A 16,494-nucleotide genomic window follows, 5' to 3' on the forward strand; every position below is an offset into this window, starting at 1 on the left:
GACGATGACTCCCCTCCTGAGTGCCGCCGAGGGCGGCCACAGCGTCCCGCTGGTCGACCCGGGAGCCGCCGACGGCGTGCTCGGCCTCGCCTGGCTGGTGATCGCGCTGCCGCTGGCCGGCGCGCTGGTGCTGCTGGTCGGCGGACGCCGCACCGACCGCTGGGGTCACCTGCTCGGCACGGCCACCGTGGCCGGGTCGTTCCTGGTCGGCGTGGCCATGTTCGTGGCGCTCCTGGGCCGCGACGGCGGCGACCGGCAGGTCACGCAGCACCTGTGGGACTGGATCTCGGTCGGCGACTTCCAGGTCGGGATGGTCCTGCTCTACGACCCGCTCTCGGCGCTGTTCCTGCTGCTGATCACCGGGGTCGGCGCGCTCATCCACGTCTACTCCATCGGCTACATGGCCCACGACGAGCGGCGGCGCCGGTTCTTCGGCTACCTCAACCTCTTCGTCGCGGCGATGCTGATGCTGGTGCTCGCGGGCGACTACCTGGGCGTCTTCCTCGGCTGGGAGGGCGTCGGCCTGGCCTCCTACCTGCTGATCGGTTTCTGGCAGCACAAGCCGAGCGCGGCGGCCGCGGCGAAGAAGGCGTTCGTCATCAACCGCGTGGGCGACATCGGCATGAGCCTCGCGATCATGCTGATGTTCGTCACCTTCGGCACCACGGCGTTCGCGGGCGTCAGCGCGGCGGCCGGGGAGGCCGCCACGTCGACCATGACCGCGATCGGCCTGCTCCTGCTGCTCGGCGCGTGCGGCAAGTCGGCCCAGGTGCCGCTGCAGGCCTGGCTGCTCGACGCGATGGAGGGCCCGACGCCCGTCTCCGCCCTCATCCACGCGGCGACGATGGTCACGGCCGGCGTCTACCTCGTGACCCGGTCGAACTTCATCTTCGAGAACGCACCCGTCGCCCAGACCGCGGTCGTCGTCGTCGCGTGCGTGACCCTGCTGTGGGGTGCCGTGATCGGCTGCGCGAAGGACGACATCAAGAAGGTGCTGGCCGGCTCCACGATGAGCCAGATCGGCTACATGATGCTGGCCGCCGGCCTGGGCCCGGCCGGCTACGCGTTCGCGATCTTCCACCTCATCACCCACGGCTTCTTCAAGGCCAACATGTTCCTCGGCGCCGGCTCGGTGATGCACGGGACGGGCGACGACGTGGACATGCGGCACTACGGAGCGCTGCGGCGGGCCATGCCGGTCACGTTCCTGACCTTCGCGATGGGCTACCTCGCGATCATCGGCTTCCCGGGCTTCTCCGGCTTCTGGAGCAAGGACAAGATCGTCGAGGCGGCGATCGCGGAGAACTACGTCGTCGGCGCGGCCGCCCTGCTGGGCGCCGGGGTCACCGCTTTCTACATGACCCGGCTGATGCTGATGACCTTCTTCGGCGAGCGCCGCTGGGAGCCGGGGGTGCACCCGCACGAGTCGCCGAGGGTGATGACCGTGCCGCTGGTCGTGCTGGCCGCGCTGAGCGTGCTCGGCGGCGTGCTGCTGCTCGGCGGCTGGATCACCGACTGGCTGACCCCGGTGGTCGGGCCGGTCGAGCACCACGAGCTGCCGGTGCCCGTCATCGTGATCACCGCGCTCGTGACCCTCGTGGTCGCGGTCGGCGTCGCGGTCGCCGTGCTGCTGGTCGGGCGCAGCGAGGTGCCGCGCACGGCACCGACCCAGGTGTCCCTGGCCACGCGCGCGGCCCGCGCGGACCTCTACGGGGACGCGATCAACGAGGGCCTCGTGGTCGCGCCCGGCCGAGCCCTCGTGCGCGGTCTCGTCACCGTCGACGCCCGCGGTGTCGACGGCGTCGTCGAGGGCGGCTCCGGTCTCGTCGGGGCGGCCTCGACCGTCCTGCGCGGGGCCCAGAACGGCTTCGTCCGCACGTACGCGCTCTCGGTGCTCGCCGGCGCCGTGATCGTCGTCCTGGCCATGGTGGCGGTGACCTGGTGATGTCCGACCTGATCCTGACCCTGCTGGTCGTGGTGCCGCTCGTCGGCGCCCTCGCGGCGGCGTTCGCCGGTCGTGGGGACGCCGCGCTGGGGCGCACGGTCACCCTCGCGTTCGCCGGCGCGACCCTCGCGCTCGGCGGCGTCCTCGCGCTGCTGTTCGACTACGGCGCCTCCGGCATGCAGATGACGGTCGAGCAGACCTGGATCGGTCCGCTCGGCGCACACTTCGCGCTCGGCGTCGACGGCCTCGCCCTGGTGATGGTGCTGCTGACCGTGGTGCTCGTGCCCGTGGTGCTCGTCGCGGAGCCGCGGGGCGGGGCGTACGGCGCGTGGGTCCTGGCCCTGGAGGCGGCCGCGATCGCGGTCTTCCTCGCCACCGACGTCTTCCTCTTCTACGTGGTCTTCGAGGCGACGCTGATCCCCGCGTACTTCCTCGTCGGCCGCTACGGCGGCGAGGGGCGCGCGAAGGCCGCCACGAAGTTCCTCGTCTACCAGCTGGCCGGCGGTCTCGTGATGCTGATGAGCGTCATCGGGCTCTACGTCGTCTCCGCGCAGGCGGGCCCGGCGTCCTACCTGCTCGGCGACCTGACCGAGGTGACGACCTCGAGCGTCGCGGTCGAGACCGGCCGCTGGCTGTTCCTCGGCTTCTTCGTGGCGTTCGCGGTCAAGGCCCCGCTGTTCCCCGTGCACACCTGGCTGGCCGACACGACGCAGAGCGCGACGCCGGGCACGAGCGTGCTGCTGATCTGCATCCTCGACAAGATCGGCACCTACGGGATGATCCGGTTCTGCCTGGGGCTCTTCCCGGAGGCGTCGGTGTGGGCGACGCCGGTCGTGGTGACGCTCGCGCTGGTCTCGATCGTCTACGGCGCCCTGCTCGCGATCGGCCAGGACGACCTGCTGCGGCTCGTCGGCCTGACGTCGCTGTCGCACTTCGGGTTCATCGTGCTCGGCATCTTCGTGCTGACCGAGCAGGGCCACACCGGCGCGATCCTCTACATGGTCAACCACGGGCTCGCGACCGCGGCGCTGTTCCTCGCGGCGGGGTACGCGATCCGGCGCTCCGGCACCGCGTCCATCCGCGCCATGGGCGGGATGGAGAAGGCCGCCCCCGTGCTGGCCGGGCTCTTCCTCGTGGCCGGCATGGCGACGCTCGGGCTGCCGGGGCTCTCGCCCTTCGTGTCGGAGTTCCTCGTCATGGTCGCGGCCTTCGACTACGCCTGGTACGTCGGCGCGGTCGCTGTGAGCGGCATCGTGCTGGCCGCGATCTACGTGCTCTGGGCCTACCAGCGGGTGATGACGGGTCCGTCCGTCGACAGCCCCGTCGTGGGCGCGGACCCGGGCGCCGAGCACGGCGCGGGTCCCGCCTCGGAGCACGCAGCGGGCGGCACGGCCACCGCGACCACCACGGCCACGGCCACCGCCACGGCCGCCGCGCCCGCCCCGCGCACGATCACCGACCTGGACCGCCGGGAGGTGGGCGCGATGGTGCCGCTGGTGGTGGCGCTGATCGGGTTCGGCTTCTTCCCGGGCCCGCTGACGCAGGTGATCGAGACGACCACCACGAGCGTGCTGAGCCACGTGACGGACAACGGCGGGCCCGTCGACGACGGCCCGACGGTGACCGCGGACGAGAACGGAGAGCGCTGACATGGGTGGAGAGTTCGCCGCTCCCGACATCGCCTGGGGCGCGCTGAGCCCGGTGCTGGTCGTCTTCGCCGCGTCCCTGGTGGGCGTGGTCGTGGAGGCCTTCACGCCGCGGGCGGCCCGGCGTACCGCCCAGGTGGGCGTCGCCGCGGTCGGTCTCGTCGCGGCGCTGGTCGCCGCGGTCGTCGTGGCGACCCAGCTGCCGGCCCGCGGGCCGGGGGTCGGCGAGTCCACGGTCGCGGGCACGGTGGTGGTCGACGGCCCGGCGGTCTTCAGCTGGGTGCTGCTGCTCGTCGTGGGCGTCGGCGGCCTCGCCCTGTTCGCCGAGCGCCGCGTGGACGCGGGCCTGCCGGTGTTCGCGAGCGCCACGACGGTCGGGGGACCGGCCGAGGGCGGCACGGGGAGCGCGGGGAGCACGGGCGCCGGGTCCGGCTCGGGTGCCGGGGGTCTGGACGCGCCGGAGGAGCCGGTCGAGCAGACCGAGGTCTACCCGCTGCTGACGTTCGCGCTGGCCGGGATGATGCTCTTCGCGGCCTCGGGCGACCTGCTGACGATGTTCATCGCGCTCGAGATCCTGTCGCTGCCGCTCTACCTGCTCTGCGGCCTCGCACGCCGTCGTCGCCTGCTGAGCCAGGAGGCGGCGATGAAGTACTTCCTTCTCGGCGCGTTCAGCTCCGGCTTCTTCGTCTACGGCGCAGCGCTGCTCTACGGGTACGCCGGCACCCTCCACCTCGGCGGGATCGCGGCGGCCGCGAGCGCCGGGGAGGCCTCCCAGGTGCTGCTGCTCGCCGGCGCGGGCCTCGTCCTGGTCGCGCTGCTGTTCAAGGTCGGCGCGGTGCCGTTCCACGCCTGGACCCCCGACGTCTACCAGGGCGCTCCGACCGCGGTCACCGCGTTCATGGCGGCCGCGACCAAGATCGCCGCCTTCCTGGCGATCCTGCGCTTCCTGGCGGTCGGGCTCGGCCCGGTCGCGGAGGACTGGCGCCCGCTGGTGCAGGTCGTCGCGATCCTGACGATGGTCGGCGGCGTGGTGCTCGCCGTGGGCCAGAGCGACATCAAGCGGCTGCTGGCGTACTCCTCCATCGCGCACACGGGCTTCCTGCTCACCGGCGTGCTCGGGCTCGGCGCGAGCAGCACCGTGGGTGGGATCAGCGCCCTGCAGGGCGTGCTGTTCTACCTGGCGACCTACGGCGTCGCGACGGTCGGGATCTTCGCGGTGACCACGCTGGTGCGCGAGCCGGGCGGCGAGGCCGGGGCGGTGGACCGCTGGCGCGGGCTGGGCCGCACGTCGCCGCTGGTCGCGGGCGTGTTCGCCGTGTTCCTGCTGAGCCTGGCCGGCATCCCGCTCACCGCCGGGTTCGTGGGCAAGTGGTCCGTGTTCACCTCGGCGGCCTCGGCCGACGCGTGGGGAGTGGTCGCGGTGGCGATCGGCAGCAGCATCGTGGCGGTCTACTTCTACGTGCGTCACATCGTCACGATGTTCTTCGCGGACCCGCCGGACGACCCGCCGGCGGTCGTCGTGCCCTCCCCGCTGACGTCGGTGACCATCGGGGTCGCGCTGGTCGCGACCGTCGTGCTCGGACTGGTGCCGGGGCCCTTGCTCGACCTCGCGGGGGATGCGGGATCATTCCTCAGGTGACCTCGAACGCACCCGGACTGGCCCTCCCCGTCACCGACGCCGAGCTGGCCGATCGCCTCCGCTCCCGCATGGGCGAGGTGGAGGATGCCCTGGTCGCCCACGTGCAGGGCAGCGCGGCGTACGTGACCGAGGCCGCCAGCCACCTGATGGAGGCCGGCGGCAAGCGGTTCCGCCCCCTGCTGGTGCTGCTCGCCGCGGAGGCGGGCCCGCACCCGGCGGCTCCCGAGGTCCGGACGGCGGCGTGCGTGGTGGAGCTGACGCACCTGGCGTCGCTGTACCACGACGACGTGATGGACGAGGCCCTGCTGCGCCGCGGCGCCGACTCCGCGAACGCGCGGTGGGACAACCACGTCGCGATCCTCACCGGCGACTTCCTGTTCGCCCGCTCCTCCGAGCTGACCGCCGACCTCGGGCCCGAGGCCGTGCGGATCCAGGCGCGCACGTTCGCGCGGCTCGTCGAGGGCCAGATCCTCGAGACGGTGCCGCCGGCGCCCGGGGCCGACCCGGTCGAGCACCACCTCGACGTGGTGGCCGGCAAGACGGGCTCCCTCATCGCCACGTCGGCGCGTTACGGCGCGATGTTCGGCGGGGCGACGCCCGAGGTGGTCGCGGCGCTCACCGCGTACGGCGACATCGTCGGCACCGCGTTCCAGCTCTCCGACGACATCCTCGACATCGCCTCGGAGTCCGACACCTCGGGCAAGACGCCCGGCACGGACCTCAAGGAGGGGGTGCCGACCCTGCCGGTGCTGCTCGTGCAGCGCTCGCAGGACCCGGCCGACGCCCGCCTCCAGCAGCTCCTCGACCCCGCGGTCACCGACCTCGCCGCCGACGACGCCCTCCACGCGGAGGCCCTCGGGCTCCTGCGCGCGCACCCGGCGATGACCGAGGCGCGCGACTACGTCGTCGCCCGCGCCGGCGAGGCCAAGGCCCTGCTCACCGCCCTGCCCGAGGGCCCCGTCCGCGCCGCCCTCGAGGCCTTCGCCGACGTCGTGGCGACCCGCTCCGCCTGATCCCTCCGGATTCCTCGGGATCCCCTCCCGCTTCCTGCGTCGAGTTGCGGGTTGTGCCGCGCCCGGGAGCGTCGAGTTGCGGGTTGTGCCGCGGCGGAACCCGCAAATCGACGCCCACAACGCGGCGGGACCCGCAACTCGACGCCGACCACGCGGCGGAACCCGCAACTCGACGCGCGCGTCAGCGCTTCCAGGTGACGACGACGGCGGGGCGGGGGAAGCGGTCGGTGTGGGGCCAGAGGCTGGTCGGCGCGGCGAACGTGCCGCCCTCGCCCGGGTGCTGCACCGCGAGCCACACGTGCTGGTCGCCGTCGGTGATCAGCGGGCCGCAGGCCTCGGCGCCGATCGGCACGGTGAGGAACTGCTCGACCTTGCCGCGCGAGCGTCCGGCGACCGGCACCCGGAAGATCCCGTCGTGGGAGCCGAGCGCGTTGCCGTCCGTGGAGACCCACAGGTTGCCGACGGAGTCGAAGGCGACGTTGTCGGGGCAGCTGATCGGGCTGACCTGGTCCTTGGGGAACCCGCCGAAGTAGGTCTCGGGCGCCTCCGGGTCGCCGCAGACGAGGAACAGCCGCCACGTGAAGCGGCTCGAGGTGCGGTCGCGGCCGGGCTCGAGCTCGAGGACGTACCCGTTGCGGTTGCCCGTCGCGTCCTCCAGCGGCGCCCCGAGCTCGGGCCGCACCTTCGACGAGGCCAGCGGGTTGGCCTCGTCGGTCGGGTAGGCGGTGCCGCGGTTCGAGTTGTTGGTCAGCGCGGCGTAGACCCGGCCGTTCACCGGGTTGGGCTCGACGTCCTCGGGCCGGTCCATCCGGGTCGGCGCGACCGTGTCGGCGGCCAGACGGGTGTCGACGAGCACGTCGACGACGCTCCAGCCGGGCACGAACGACTCGCGGTCGCTGGTCAGCGGCACCCACTCGCCCGTGCCGTCCCACTCGCCGTCGGCCGTGCCGTCGCCGCTGAGCCGGGCGACGGACAGGGTGCCGCGGGTCAGCAGCTGCTGGTTGTGCCGACGGGCCCACCGGCTGTTCCCGCGCCGCATCCGCTCGGCCGAGACGAACCGGTAGAGGTAGTCGCCGCGCTCGTCGTCGCCCATGTAGACGACCGCGCGACCGTCGTGCGCGAGCTGGACGTTCGCGCCCTCGTGCTTGAAGCGGCCGAGCATCGTGTGCTTCACCGGGGCGGCGTCGCGGTCGTACGGGTCGATCTCGACGATCCAGCCGAACCGGTTGGGCTCGTTCGGCTCCTTCGCGACGTCGAAGCGGTCCCAGGTGAGGTGCCAGCCGCGCTCGCCCTCGGCGGAGATCCCGTAGCGCTCGAACGCCTCCGCCCGGTCGGCGGGGATCTCGCCGGCGGTCCCGAAGTACTGGTTGACGTTCTCCTCGCCCGAGAGCACCGTGCCCCACGGCGTGGTGCCGCCGGCGCAGTTGTTGAGGGTGCCCAGGATCGTGCGGCCGCTCGGGTCGGCGCTGGTGCGCAGCCGCGCGCTGCCGGCGGCGGGTCCGTCGACGGCGAACGGGGTCTCGCCGGTGATCCGGCGGTTGTACGTCCGCCGGTCGCGGCTGGCGGACCAGCCCCCGCGGCGGCCCTTCTCGATCCGCAGCACGCTCATGCCGTGCGAGGCGAGCGCGATGCGGCGCTGCTCGTCGGCGGAGTAGGCGCCGGCGGGGAACATGATCTCCTCGTTCGTGTACTCGTGGTTGCACACGAGCAGGGCGCTGCTGCGGCCCAGCGGGAGGACGCCCACGTAGTCGTTGTTGTAGCCGAACTGCTGCGCGGCCGACTCCGGCGTCTGGCGGTGGACGTCGAACCGGGGTGCGCCCGGCAGCACCGCGTCGCCCCACGCCGCGACGACGGCCGAGGTGTAGCCGGGCGGCACGGTCACGGCGTCGTCGGTGTTCGGCGCCACCGGGCGGAAGCCGTCCGTCGAGACGCGGTCGCCGCGACCGTGGCCGTTCCCGTGGCCGTGCCCGCCGCCGCGACCCTCGGGCGTACCCGCCGCCGCTGCGGAGCCCAGGCCGCCCAGCACCACCGTGCCGACGCCGGCCGCCGCCCCGCCGAGCACGGCGCGCCGCCGCAGGGCGGTGGTGATCACGTCTTGCACGTGGGGGTTGTCGGTGCGGTTCGGCTCCGGCTTGTCGCACGCGTTGCCGCAGCGGTAGAAGCACGTGGCCCAGCTGCGCGAGCCGTGCGGGCCGCCGTCGGCGCGCCAGAGGGGGAGGGTACGCCGGGGGCCCGCGGCGGGCGGGCAGGCGTGGGCGTCGGTCCGAGAGTCCGTCATGAGCCGGGAACCTAGGACCGCTGCGGTGCCACCGCGCGAACGATGGATGGCGGTCCGGTGAACGCCGCGACGCGCGACGGGGCGGTGGTGTAGCGGGCCGGCCGTCGAGGCCGGGCGTTGCTCAGGTCGCCGTCGCGGCCCGGGCGACCCGGCGCAGGTGGCGGCGCCGGTGGCCGTACGCCTCGACCGTGAACAGCACGAGCGCGAGCCACACCAGCACGAACCCGGCCCAGCGGGTGGCCGGCATGTGCTCGCCGAACCAGACGATGCCGAGGACGAACTGGAAGATCGGTGCGAGGTACTGCAGCAGCCCCAGCGTCACCATCGGCACGCGGGTGGCGGCGCCGCCGAAGAGCAGCAGCGGCACGGCGGTGACGAGGCCGAGCAGCGCGAAGACCACAGTGTGGACCGGCCCCTGGGTGCCCAGCACGGGCCCGCCCGAGGCGGCCAGCCACCCGACGTACGCGGCCGCCAGCGGCGTCAGCAGCGCCGTCTCGACCGCCAGGCTCTCGACGGCGCCGACGTCGGCGGTCTTCTTGACCAGGCCGTAGGTGCCGAAGCTAAAGGCGAGCAGCACCGCGATCCACGGCAGGCGCCCGTAGTCGACGGTCAGCACCACCACGGCCGTCGCGGCGATCGCGAGCGCGGCCCACTGCAGCCGCCGCAGGCGCTCGCCGAGCACGAGCACGCCGAGCAGCACCGTGACCAGCGGGTTCACGAAGTAGCCCAGCGACGTCTCGAGCACGTGCCCGGTGGTCACGCCGTAGATGAAGGTCACCCAGTTGACGCTGATCGTGGCCGCGGCGACCGCGAGGAGCGCGAGCGTACGCCGGGAGCGCAGCAGGGCGCGCAGCTGCGGGGTACGCCGCAGCGCGAGGACCAGGACCGCCATCGTGAGCACCGACCACAGCACGCGCTGGGCGAGGATCTCGACGGGCCCCGCCGGCTCGAGGAGCGGGAAGTACAGGGGAAAGACGCCCCACAGCGTGTAGGCGCCGACGCCCATGGTGAAGCCCGCGCCGGCGCGGGACAGACGTCCGCTCACCGACGGATCGTAGGGCCGGGCGGGGGCGGGCACGGCATCGGCAGACGCGTGAGACACAGGTCCACATGCTGAACGCATCCGATCAACAACCGTAATGCTTCCTAATCTTCTCGACATTGTCCGAGTCGGCACCCGAGAGCCGGCCCGTCGAAAGGTCCCCGAGATGTTCCAGCGTCCCCTCCGTCCTCGCGCCCTGGCCGCCGGCGCCGTCGTGTCATCCCTGGCCCTGACGCTGTCCGCGTGCGCCAGCGCGGGCGGCAGCGGCAACAGCGAGGACCGCTTCGACATCGTCGGCTTCGCCGTCCCCGAGGCCGCCAACGACGCGATCATCACCGAGTTCGTGAAGACCGACGGCGCCGAGGGCCTCACCGAGGCCGACTTCTCCGGCTCCTACGGCGCCTCCGGCGACCAGAGCCGCGCGGTCGTCAACGGCACGGACGCCGACTACGTGCACTTCTCGCTCGAGGGCGACGTCACCCGCCTCGTCGACGAGGGCCTCGTCGCGGACGACTGGAACGAGGGCCCGAACGCGGGCATCGTGTCGAGCTCGGTCGCCGTGCTCGTCGTCGAGGAGGGCAACCCGCTGGGCATCACCGGCTGGGAGGACCTCACCCGCGACGACGTCGAGCTGGTCACCGCCGACCCCGACTCCTCCGGCGCCGCGCGCTGGAACATCCTGGCCGCCTACGGGTCCGCGATCGCGGGCGGCGCGTCGGAGACCGAGGCCGAGGACTACCTCGTGGACGTCTTCGACAACGTCACCACCTGGGCGACCAGCGGCCGCGAGGCCACCGAGGCGTTCGAGAACGGCCTCGGCAACGTGCTCATCAGCTACGAGAACGAGGCGATCCTGACCCGCCAGCAGGGCCGCACCTACGACTACGTCGTCCCGGACTCGACGCTGCTGATCGAGAACCCCGGCGCGATCCTGGAGGACGCCCACCCGGCCGCCGAGGCCTGGCTCGACTTCGTCCTCTCGGACGCCGGCCAGACCGAGTTCGTGCGCAAGGGCTTCCGTCCGGTCGGCGACGTCGAGGTCGACGTCGAGGTCGAGGGCGCCAACGACCCGTCCAACCCGTTCCCCGAGCCCACCACGCTGCTGACCATCGCCGACGACTTCGGCGGCTGGGACGCGGTGAACGAGAAGTGGTGGGCCGAGGGCGCGCTCTACCAGCAGCTGCGCGAGCGGTGAGCGCCACCGACACCGTCGCCCGCCCGAAGCCGCCGCGGCAGCCGCGGCAGCTCCGGGCGGCCGACCGCCTCGGGCCGGCCTCGGGCCTGGGCCTCGGGGTGCTGCTGCTGTGGTTCAGCGTGCTGGTCCTGCTGCCCCTCTCGGCGGTGGTCGTCACGGCCACCGAGGGCGGCTGGTCCACGTTCGTCGACGTCGTCTCGCAGCGCGACACCCGCGCCGCGCTGCTCCTGACGGTCGGCGAGGCCCTGCTCGTGGCGCTGGTCAACGCCGTCGTCGGCACCGTGATCGCCTGGGTGCTGGTGCGCGACGACTTCCGCGGCAAGCGCCTGCTCGAGATCGTCATCGACATCCCGTTCGCGCTGCCCACGATCGTGGCGGGCCTGGTGCTCGTGAGCCTCTACGGCCCCCGCAGCCCCATCGGGGTGGACGTGGTGGGCACCCGCACGGGCATCTTCCTCGCCCTGCTCTTCGTCACGCTGCCCTTCGTGGTGCGCACCGTCCAGCCCGTGCTGGAGGAGCTGGACGGCGAGGTCGAGGAGGCGGCCGCCTCCCTGGGCGCCAGCCAGGCCACGATCCTGCGCCGGATCATCCTGCCGAGCCTGGTCCCCGCCATCACGGCCGGGACGTCGCTCGCCTTCGCCCGCGCCATCAGCGAGTTCGGCTCCCTGGTGCTGATCGCCGGCAACCGGGCCGGCGAGACCGAGGTCGCCTCGGTGCGGATCCTCAAGTTCATCGAGCGCGACCAGTTCGAGAGCGCCGCCGTCGTCGCCTTCATCCTGCTGCTGGTCTCGGCGCTCGTCATCGTCGCCCTCGACCTGCTCTCGCGGAAGGTGGCCGTCCGTGGCTGACACCCGGCTGATCCGGCGCCGCCGCGGCCCCGTCACGCTCGTGCTGCGGGTCGCCGTCGTCGTCTACCTCTTCCTGCTCGTCGCCTGGCCGGTCTCGCTGGTCTTCGACCGGGCCTTCCGGGCCAGCGGCCCGCACGAGGGCGGCGTGGGGGCGTTCCTGGAGCGCCTCGGCGACCCCGCCGCGGTGTACGCCTTCAACCTCACGCTGACGGTCGCGCTCTACGCCGTCATCGCCAACACGGTCTTCGGCGTCGGCATCTCGCTGCTGCTCGTGCGCTACCGCTTCGTCGGTCGTCGGGTGCTCTCGGTGCTGGTCGACCTCCCGCTCAGCGTCTCGCCGGTGGTCGTCGGACTCGCCCTGGTGCTGGCGTACAGCTCCACCACCGGCTGGCTCGGCGGCACGCTGCAGAGCGTCGGCTTCCAGGTGATCTTCTCGACGCCCGGCCTCGTGCTGGCCACCGCGTTCGTCAGCCTGCCGCTCGTCGTGCGGGAGGTGGTGCCGGTGCTGGAGGAGATCGGCACCGAGGCCGAGCAGGCTGCCCGCAGCCTCGGCGCGAACGGCCGCCAGGTGTTCTGGCGGATCACGCTGCCGTCCATCAAGTGGGCGCTGGTGTACGGCGTGGTGCTCACGACCGCACGCTCGCTCGGCGAGTTCGGCGCCGTGAAGATCGTCAGCTCCGGCGCCGAGTTCCGCGGCGAGACCGCGACGCTCTTCGTCCACAACCACTACCAGAACTTCGACGAGCCGGCGGCGTACGCGGTCGCCATGGTGCTCGTCCTCGTCTCGGTGGTCGCGCTCGCCGTGGTCACCTACGTCCGCCCCCGGGAGGAGCGCGCATGAGCATCGAGGTCCGTGGCGTCACCAAGTCCTACGGCGACTTCGTCGCCCTCGACGACGTCAGCGTCTCCATCCCGACGGGTCGCCTCACGGCCCTGCTGGGACCCTCGGGCGGCGGCAAGTCGACCCTCCTGCGGATCATCGCCGGGCTGGAGACCGCCGACGGCGGCCAGGTCGAGATCGAGGGCACGGACGCGACCGCCCTGCCGCCGCAGCGACGCAACGTCGGGTTCGTGTTCCAGCACTACGCGGCGTTCAAGCACATGAGCGTGGAGAAGAACGTCGCGTTCGGCCTGGAGATCCGCAAGCGGCCCAAGGCGGAGGTCAAGCGGCGCGTGCACGAGCTGCTCGAGCTCGTCCACCTCGAGCAGTTCGCCAAGCGCCTGCCCTCCCAGCTCTCGGGCGGCCAGCGCCAGCGGATGGCCCTGGCCCGCGCGCTCGCGGTCGAGCCGTCGGTGCTGCTGCTCGACGAGCCGTTCGGCGCCCTGGACGCCAAGGTCCGCAAGGAGCTGCGCGACTGGCTGCGCCGGCTGCACGACGAGGTGCACGTGACGACGGTGTTCGTGACGCACGACCAGGAGGAGGCCCTCGAGGTCGCCGACGAGATCGTCGTCATCAACCAGGGCCGGATCGAGCAGATCGGCTCGCCCGAGGACCTCTACGACGAGCCGGCGAACGACTTCGTGATGGGCTTCCTCGGCGAGGTCACGACCCTCGACCACCACCTCGTGCGGCCCCACGACATCCAGGTGCGCACGACGCCGGCCGACGGCGGCGTGGCCGGCACCGTGGCGCGGGTCCTGCGCGTCGGCTTCGAGGTGCGGATCTTCGTGCGGCCGGAGGGCGCGGCCGACGACGGCACCGACGTCGTCGTGACGATGACGCGCACCTTCGCCCGGTCCCTGGGCCTCGAGGTCGGCACCCGGGTCTGGCTCTCGCCCGAGCAGGGCGCGCGTCGGGTGCCGGTCGTCGGCGCCCCGACGGTCCCGGGGGACCAGCCGGTCGACGCGGTCAAGGTCTGAGTCAGGGGCGGAGTCACGGACCGTGTCAGGGGCGGAGCAGCACCGCGGCCAGCTCGAGCGCGCAGACCACGACGACCGCGGCCGTCAGGGCGGTGACGGGCACGGCGCCCTGCACCGAGGGCGTACGCGGCCGCACCAGCACCACGCCGGCGGCCACGGCGGCCGCGGCCCCGCCGGCCAGCGCGACGGGGCCGAGGTCGCCGACCGTGAGGCGGGCGACGATCGCCGCCGCGACGACGAGGGCCAGGGCCGTGCGCTGCCAGGCCAGTGCGGTGCGCTCGGGGGCGGCGGAGTCGGCGCGGTACGCGTCCGGCGGGCCGTAGCCGGTCGCGTCCGGGTGGGGCCCCTCCGGCCGCGGACTGCTCATCGTGGGCTCACCGCAAGCTCATCGCAGGGCGACGAGCAGCAGCACCGCCAGCACCGGCAGCGCCACCGCGACGAGCACGCTCAGGGGCGAGGACGGCAGCGGGCGCGAGGAGCGCAGCGCCCGCTCGACGCGGGCCCAGCGCACCCATGCGCCGAGGGCGCAGACCACACCCAGCGCGACCAGGCCCGCGGCCAGCGCTCGCCGGGAGCCCCCGGTGATGCCGAGGTCGACGACGTCGACCGCGACCCCGGCGGCGACCAGCGCCAGCGACGTGCGGATCCAGGCGAGGAACGTGCGCTCGTTGGCCAGGGTGAAGCGGGGATCGGGCTCGGTGCCCTCCGCGTACACCCATCGAGGGCGACGTGCGTCGGAGGGCGTGGGGGCCATGGGGGCACCGTAGCGCCGCCCGGCGGCAGCGACGGCGAGACCCCGGGTCCGACGCTCTCGCGCCGGGCCCGGGGTCCCGGTGGCCGGTGGTCCCGGCCGGTCGTGCTCCGCCTCGCGGCGCCTCAGCGCTCGATGTCGAGCGTGCGGGTGTCGCGCCCGACCGCCAGCGCGGTCAGGGTCAGCAGGCCCATCGCGGAGAGGTAGACGCCCACGAGGAACGGGCTGCCGTCGGCGAGGCCCCACAGCCACACGGCGATGAACGGCGCGACGGCCGCGCCGAGGATCGAGCTGACGTTGTAGGACAGGCCCGAGCCCGTGTAGCGGACGTTCGTGGCGAACAGCTCGGGCAGCAGCGCGCCCATCGGGCCGAACGTCAGGCCCATCAGGCTGAAGCCGAGGATCAGCCAGGCCATCACGCCGACGTCGCCGGCCTCGAGCAGCGGCACCCAGCACAGGCCGAAGACGATGATCGCGGTGGTCACGACCAGCAGGTGCGCGCGGCGGCCGTACCGGTCGGCGATCGGCCCGGAGACCATCGTGAAGATCCCGAAGAAGACCACGCCGACGATCATCATCAGCACGAAGCCGGTGTAGGTGTAGCCCAGGCCCGGCACCTCGGCGTCGACCGCGGCGCGGCCGTAGCTGAGGGAGTACGTCGTCATCAGGTAGAAGAGGACGTAGGTCGCCAGCATGTAGAAGGTGCCGAGGACCAGCTCGCGCCCGTGCGTACGCACGACCTCGCCGAGCGGCAGGCGGGTGACCTTGCCCTTCTCCACGGTGCGCTGGAAGGCCGCGCTCTCGACCAGGCGCAGGCGCACGTAGAGGCCGACGATCACCATGACGGCGGAGAACAGGAACGGGATCCGCCAGCCCCACGACAGGAACATGTCGGACGGCGTCGACGGGTCGTCCGACGGCATCAGCGCGGCGATCAGCAGGAACAGGCCGTTGGCCAGGATGAAGCCGAGCGGGGCGCCGAGCTGCGGGAAGGTGCCGTACCAGGCGCGCTTGCCCTCCGGCGCGTTCTCGGTCGCGACGAGCGCGGCGCCGCTCCACTCGCCGCCGATGGCGAAGCCCTGGGCCAGGCGCATCACCACGAGCAGGAGGGGCGCGAGCCAGCCGACGAGGGCGTACGTCGGCAGCAGGCCGATGAGGAAGGTCGCGATGCCCATCGTCAGCAGCGAGGCGACGAGGGTGACCTTGCGGCCGCGGCGGTCGCCGAGGTGGCCGAAGAACACGGCGCCGAGCGGGCGGGCGACCATCGCCGCGCCGAAGACCGCGAACGACGCGAGCAGGGCGGTGGTGTCGTTGCCGGCCGGGAAGAACAGGTGCGGGAAGACCAGCACCGCCGCGGTGGCGTAGATGTAGAAGTCGTAGAACTCGATCGTGGTGCCGACGAGGCTCGCGACCAGCACGCGGGAGCGCGGGTTCGCGGGGGCCTCGGTGGGGGCGCCGGTCGGGTCGGGGGCGGGCGTTGCGGACTGCTGGGCCGTGGACATGGTTCTTTCCGGTGACGGGGTGGGGAACCCGCGCAGGCTACGCCGGTCGTCTCAGCAAGTGGGAATCGAGTCTCACTAAATGGCGTACGCCGCCCTGCCGCGGCGAGCGGCGGGGCGGCGTACGGAGCTGGGTTGGTCGGCGTACGGGCCGGTGCGACCGGCGGGCTCAGCGGTAGTTGGTGAACTGCACCGCGAACTCGTAGTCCTGGTCGCGCACGAGCGCCTGGACGGCCTGGAGGTCGTCGCGCTTCTTCGACGACACCCGCAGCTCGTCGCCCTGGATCTGCGCCTTGACGCCCTTGGGGCCCTCGTCGCGGATCAGCTTGGAGATCTTCTTCGCGTCCTCGGAGCTGATGCCCTCCTTGAGCGCGATGCCGATCTTCGACGTCTGGCCGGACGGGCGGGGGTCGGAGGCGTCGAGCACCTTCAGCGACACGTTGCGCTTGACCAGCTTGCCCTTGAAGACGTCGAGCACCGCGGTGGCGCGCTCGTCGGCCGACGCGGTGATCTCGATGGCCTCCTCGCCCTTCCACTCGATGGTGGCCCCGGTGCCCTTGAAGTCGTAGCGCGTCGCGATCTCCTTCGCGGTCTGCCCCAGGGCGTTGTCCACCTCCTGGCGGTCGAACTTGCTCACGATGTCGAACGACGAGTCGGCCATGGCTGCGCTCCTGCGGATCGGGTACGGCGGGTGGTCGCGGCGGTTTCGGCAGTCGCGACCGCGTGCGCTATTGTTTCGTGCTGTTGTCGCCCGGCCAAGTCGGGCGCTCGACATGGC

The 16,494-nt window shown here is 72.8% G+C and carries 14 protein-coding genes; 8 read left to right on the plus strand and 6 right to left on the minus strand.

All coding sequences use genetic code 11. From position 1 onward, the window contains the following. Positions 1–4: 4 nt before the first annotated feature. The 4 genes from nuoL (at position 5) to RDV89_RS17325 (ending at position 6,243) form a co-directional block, all read left to right on the plus strand. Positions 5–1,945: an NADH-quinone oxidoreductase subunit L gene (gene nuoL, locus RDV89_RS17310; RefSeq protein ID WP_315735025.1), complete on the plus strand. Its 1,941-nt coding sequence runs from the start codon at positions 5–7 to the stop codon at positions 1,943–1,945. Further along, a complete protein-coding gene (locus tag RDV89_RS17315) occupies positions 1,945–3,594 on the plus strand; it encodes a complex I subunit 4 family protein (RefSeq protein WP_315735027.1) in 1,650 nt (549 codons plus the stop codon). The genes nuoL and RDV89_RS17315 overlap by 1 nt, the downstream gene beginning before the upstream one ends. 1 nt (position 3,595) lies before the next feature. Next, positions 3,596–5,230, plus strand: a complete 1,635-nt coding sequence (nuoN, locus tag RDV89_RS17320; protein WP_315735029.1) for an NADH-quinone oxidoreductase subunit NuoN — start codon at positions 3,596–3,598, stop codon at positions 5,228–5,230. A gap of 68 nt (positions 5,231–5,298) precedes the next feature. Then, the gene (locus tag RDV89_RS17325; RefSeq protein WP_438823299.1) at positions 5,299–6,243 is read left to right on the plus strand and encodes a polyprenyl synthetase family protein; all 945 of its coding nucleotides are present in this window, start codon (positions 5,299–5,301) and stop codon (positions 6,241–6,243) included. 181 nt (positions 6,244–6,424) lie between these two features. Here the strand turns inward: RDV89_RS17325 and RDV89_RS17330 are convergent, their stop codons facing one another. Both RDV89_RS17330 and rarD read right to left on the minus strand, forming a co-directional pair. Further along, positions 6,425–8,521: a PhoX family protein gene (locus RDV89_RS17330; RefSeq protein WP_315735033.1), complete on the minus strand. Its 2,097-nt coding sequence runs from the start codon at positions 8,519–8,521 to the stop codon at positions 6,425–6,427. Between the two features lie 121 nt (positions 8,522–8,642). Continuing rightward, positions 8,643–9,566 carry an EamA family transporter RarD gene (rarD, locus tag RDV89_RS17335; protein ID WP_315735035.1) on the minus strand — a complete coding sequence of 308 codons (924 nt, stop codon included), beginning with the start codon at positions 9,564–9,566 and terminating at the stop codon, positions 8,643–8,645. Positions 9,567–9,729: 163 nt separating this feature from the next. Between rarD and RDV89_RS17340 the strand changes: the two genes are divergently transcribed. The 4 genes from RDV89_RS17340 to RDV89_RS17355 are packed head-to-tail and all read left to right on the plus strand — an operon-like array spanning position 9,730 to position 13,466. Continuing rightward, positions 9,730–10,758: an extracellular solute-binding protein gene (locus RDV89_RS17340; RefSeq protein ID WP_315735037.1), complete on the plus strand. Its 1,029-nt coding sequence runs from the start codon at positions 9,730–9,732 to the stop codon at positions 10,756–10,758. Continuing rightward, the gene (gene cysT, locus RDV89_RS17345; protein WP_315735039.1) at positions 10,755–11,606 is read left to right on the plus strand and encodes a sulfate ABC transporter permease subunit CysT; all 852 of its coding nucleotides are present in this window, start codon (positions 10,755–10,757) and stop codon (positions 11,604–11,606) included. The genes RDV89_RS17340 and cysT overlap by 4 nt, the downstream gene beginning before the upstream one ends. Then, the gene (locus RDV89_RS17350) at positions 11,599–12,447 is read left to right on the plus strand and encodes a sulfate ABC transporter permease (protein WP_315735041.1); all 849 of its coding nucleotides are present in this window, start codon (positions 11,599–11,601) and stop codon (positions 12,445–12,447) included. The genes cysT and RDV89_RS17350 overlap by 8 nt, the downstream gene beginning before the upstream one ends. After that, complete coding sequence (locus RDV89_RS17355) at positions 12,444–13,466, plus strand: sulfate/molybdate ABC transporter ATP-binding protein (RefSeq protein ID WP_315735043.1); 1,023 nt, start codon at positions 12,444–12,446, stop codon at positions 13,464–13,466. Before RDV89_RS17350 ends, RDV89_RS17355 begins: the two co-directional genes overlap by 4 nt. 25 nt (positions 13,467–13,491) lie before the next feature. Here RDV89_RS17355 and RDV89_RS17360 read toward each other — a convergent pair whose 3' ends face one another. From RDV89_RS17360 to RDV89_RS17375, 4 genes are all read right to left on the minus strand, one after another. Then, positions 13,492–13,833, minus strand: a complete 342-nt coding sequence (locus tag RDV89_RS17360) for a DUF202 domain-containing protein (RefSeq protein WP_315735044.1) — start codon at positions 13,831–13,833, stop codon at positions 13,492–13,494. 18 nt (positions 13,834–13,851) lie between these two features. Next, positions 13,852–14,220, minus strand: coding sequence for a YidH family protein (locus RDV89_RS17365; protein ID WP_315735046.1), 369 nt, complete (start codon positions 14,218–14,220; stop codon positions 13,852–13,854). 122 nt (positions 14,221–14,342) lie between these two features. Continuing rightward, a complete protein-coding gene (locus RDV89_RS17370; RefSeq protein ID WP_315735048.1) occupies positions 14,343–15,719 on the minus strand; it encodes an MFS transporter in 1,377 nt (458 codons plus the stop codon). A 166-nt stretch (positions 15,720–15,885) separates the two neighbouring features. Beyond that, positions 15,886–16,377 carry a YajQ family cyclic di-GMP-binding protein gene (locus RDV89_RS17375; RefSeq protein ID WP_315735050.1) on the minus strand — a complete coding sequence of 164 codons (492 nt, stop codon included), beginning with the start codon at positions 16,375–16,377 and terminating at the stop codon, positions 15,886–15,888. Between the last annotated feature and the right edge of the window lie 117 nt (positions 16,378–16,494).

Origin of the sequence: Nocardioides imazamoxiresistens (assembly GCF_032378595.1) — a bacterium.
Taxonomy (GTDB): domain Bacteria; phylum Actinomycetota; class Actinomycetes; order Propionibacteriales; family Nocardioidaceae; genus Nocardioides; species Nocardioides imazamoxiresistens.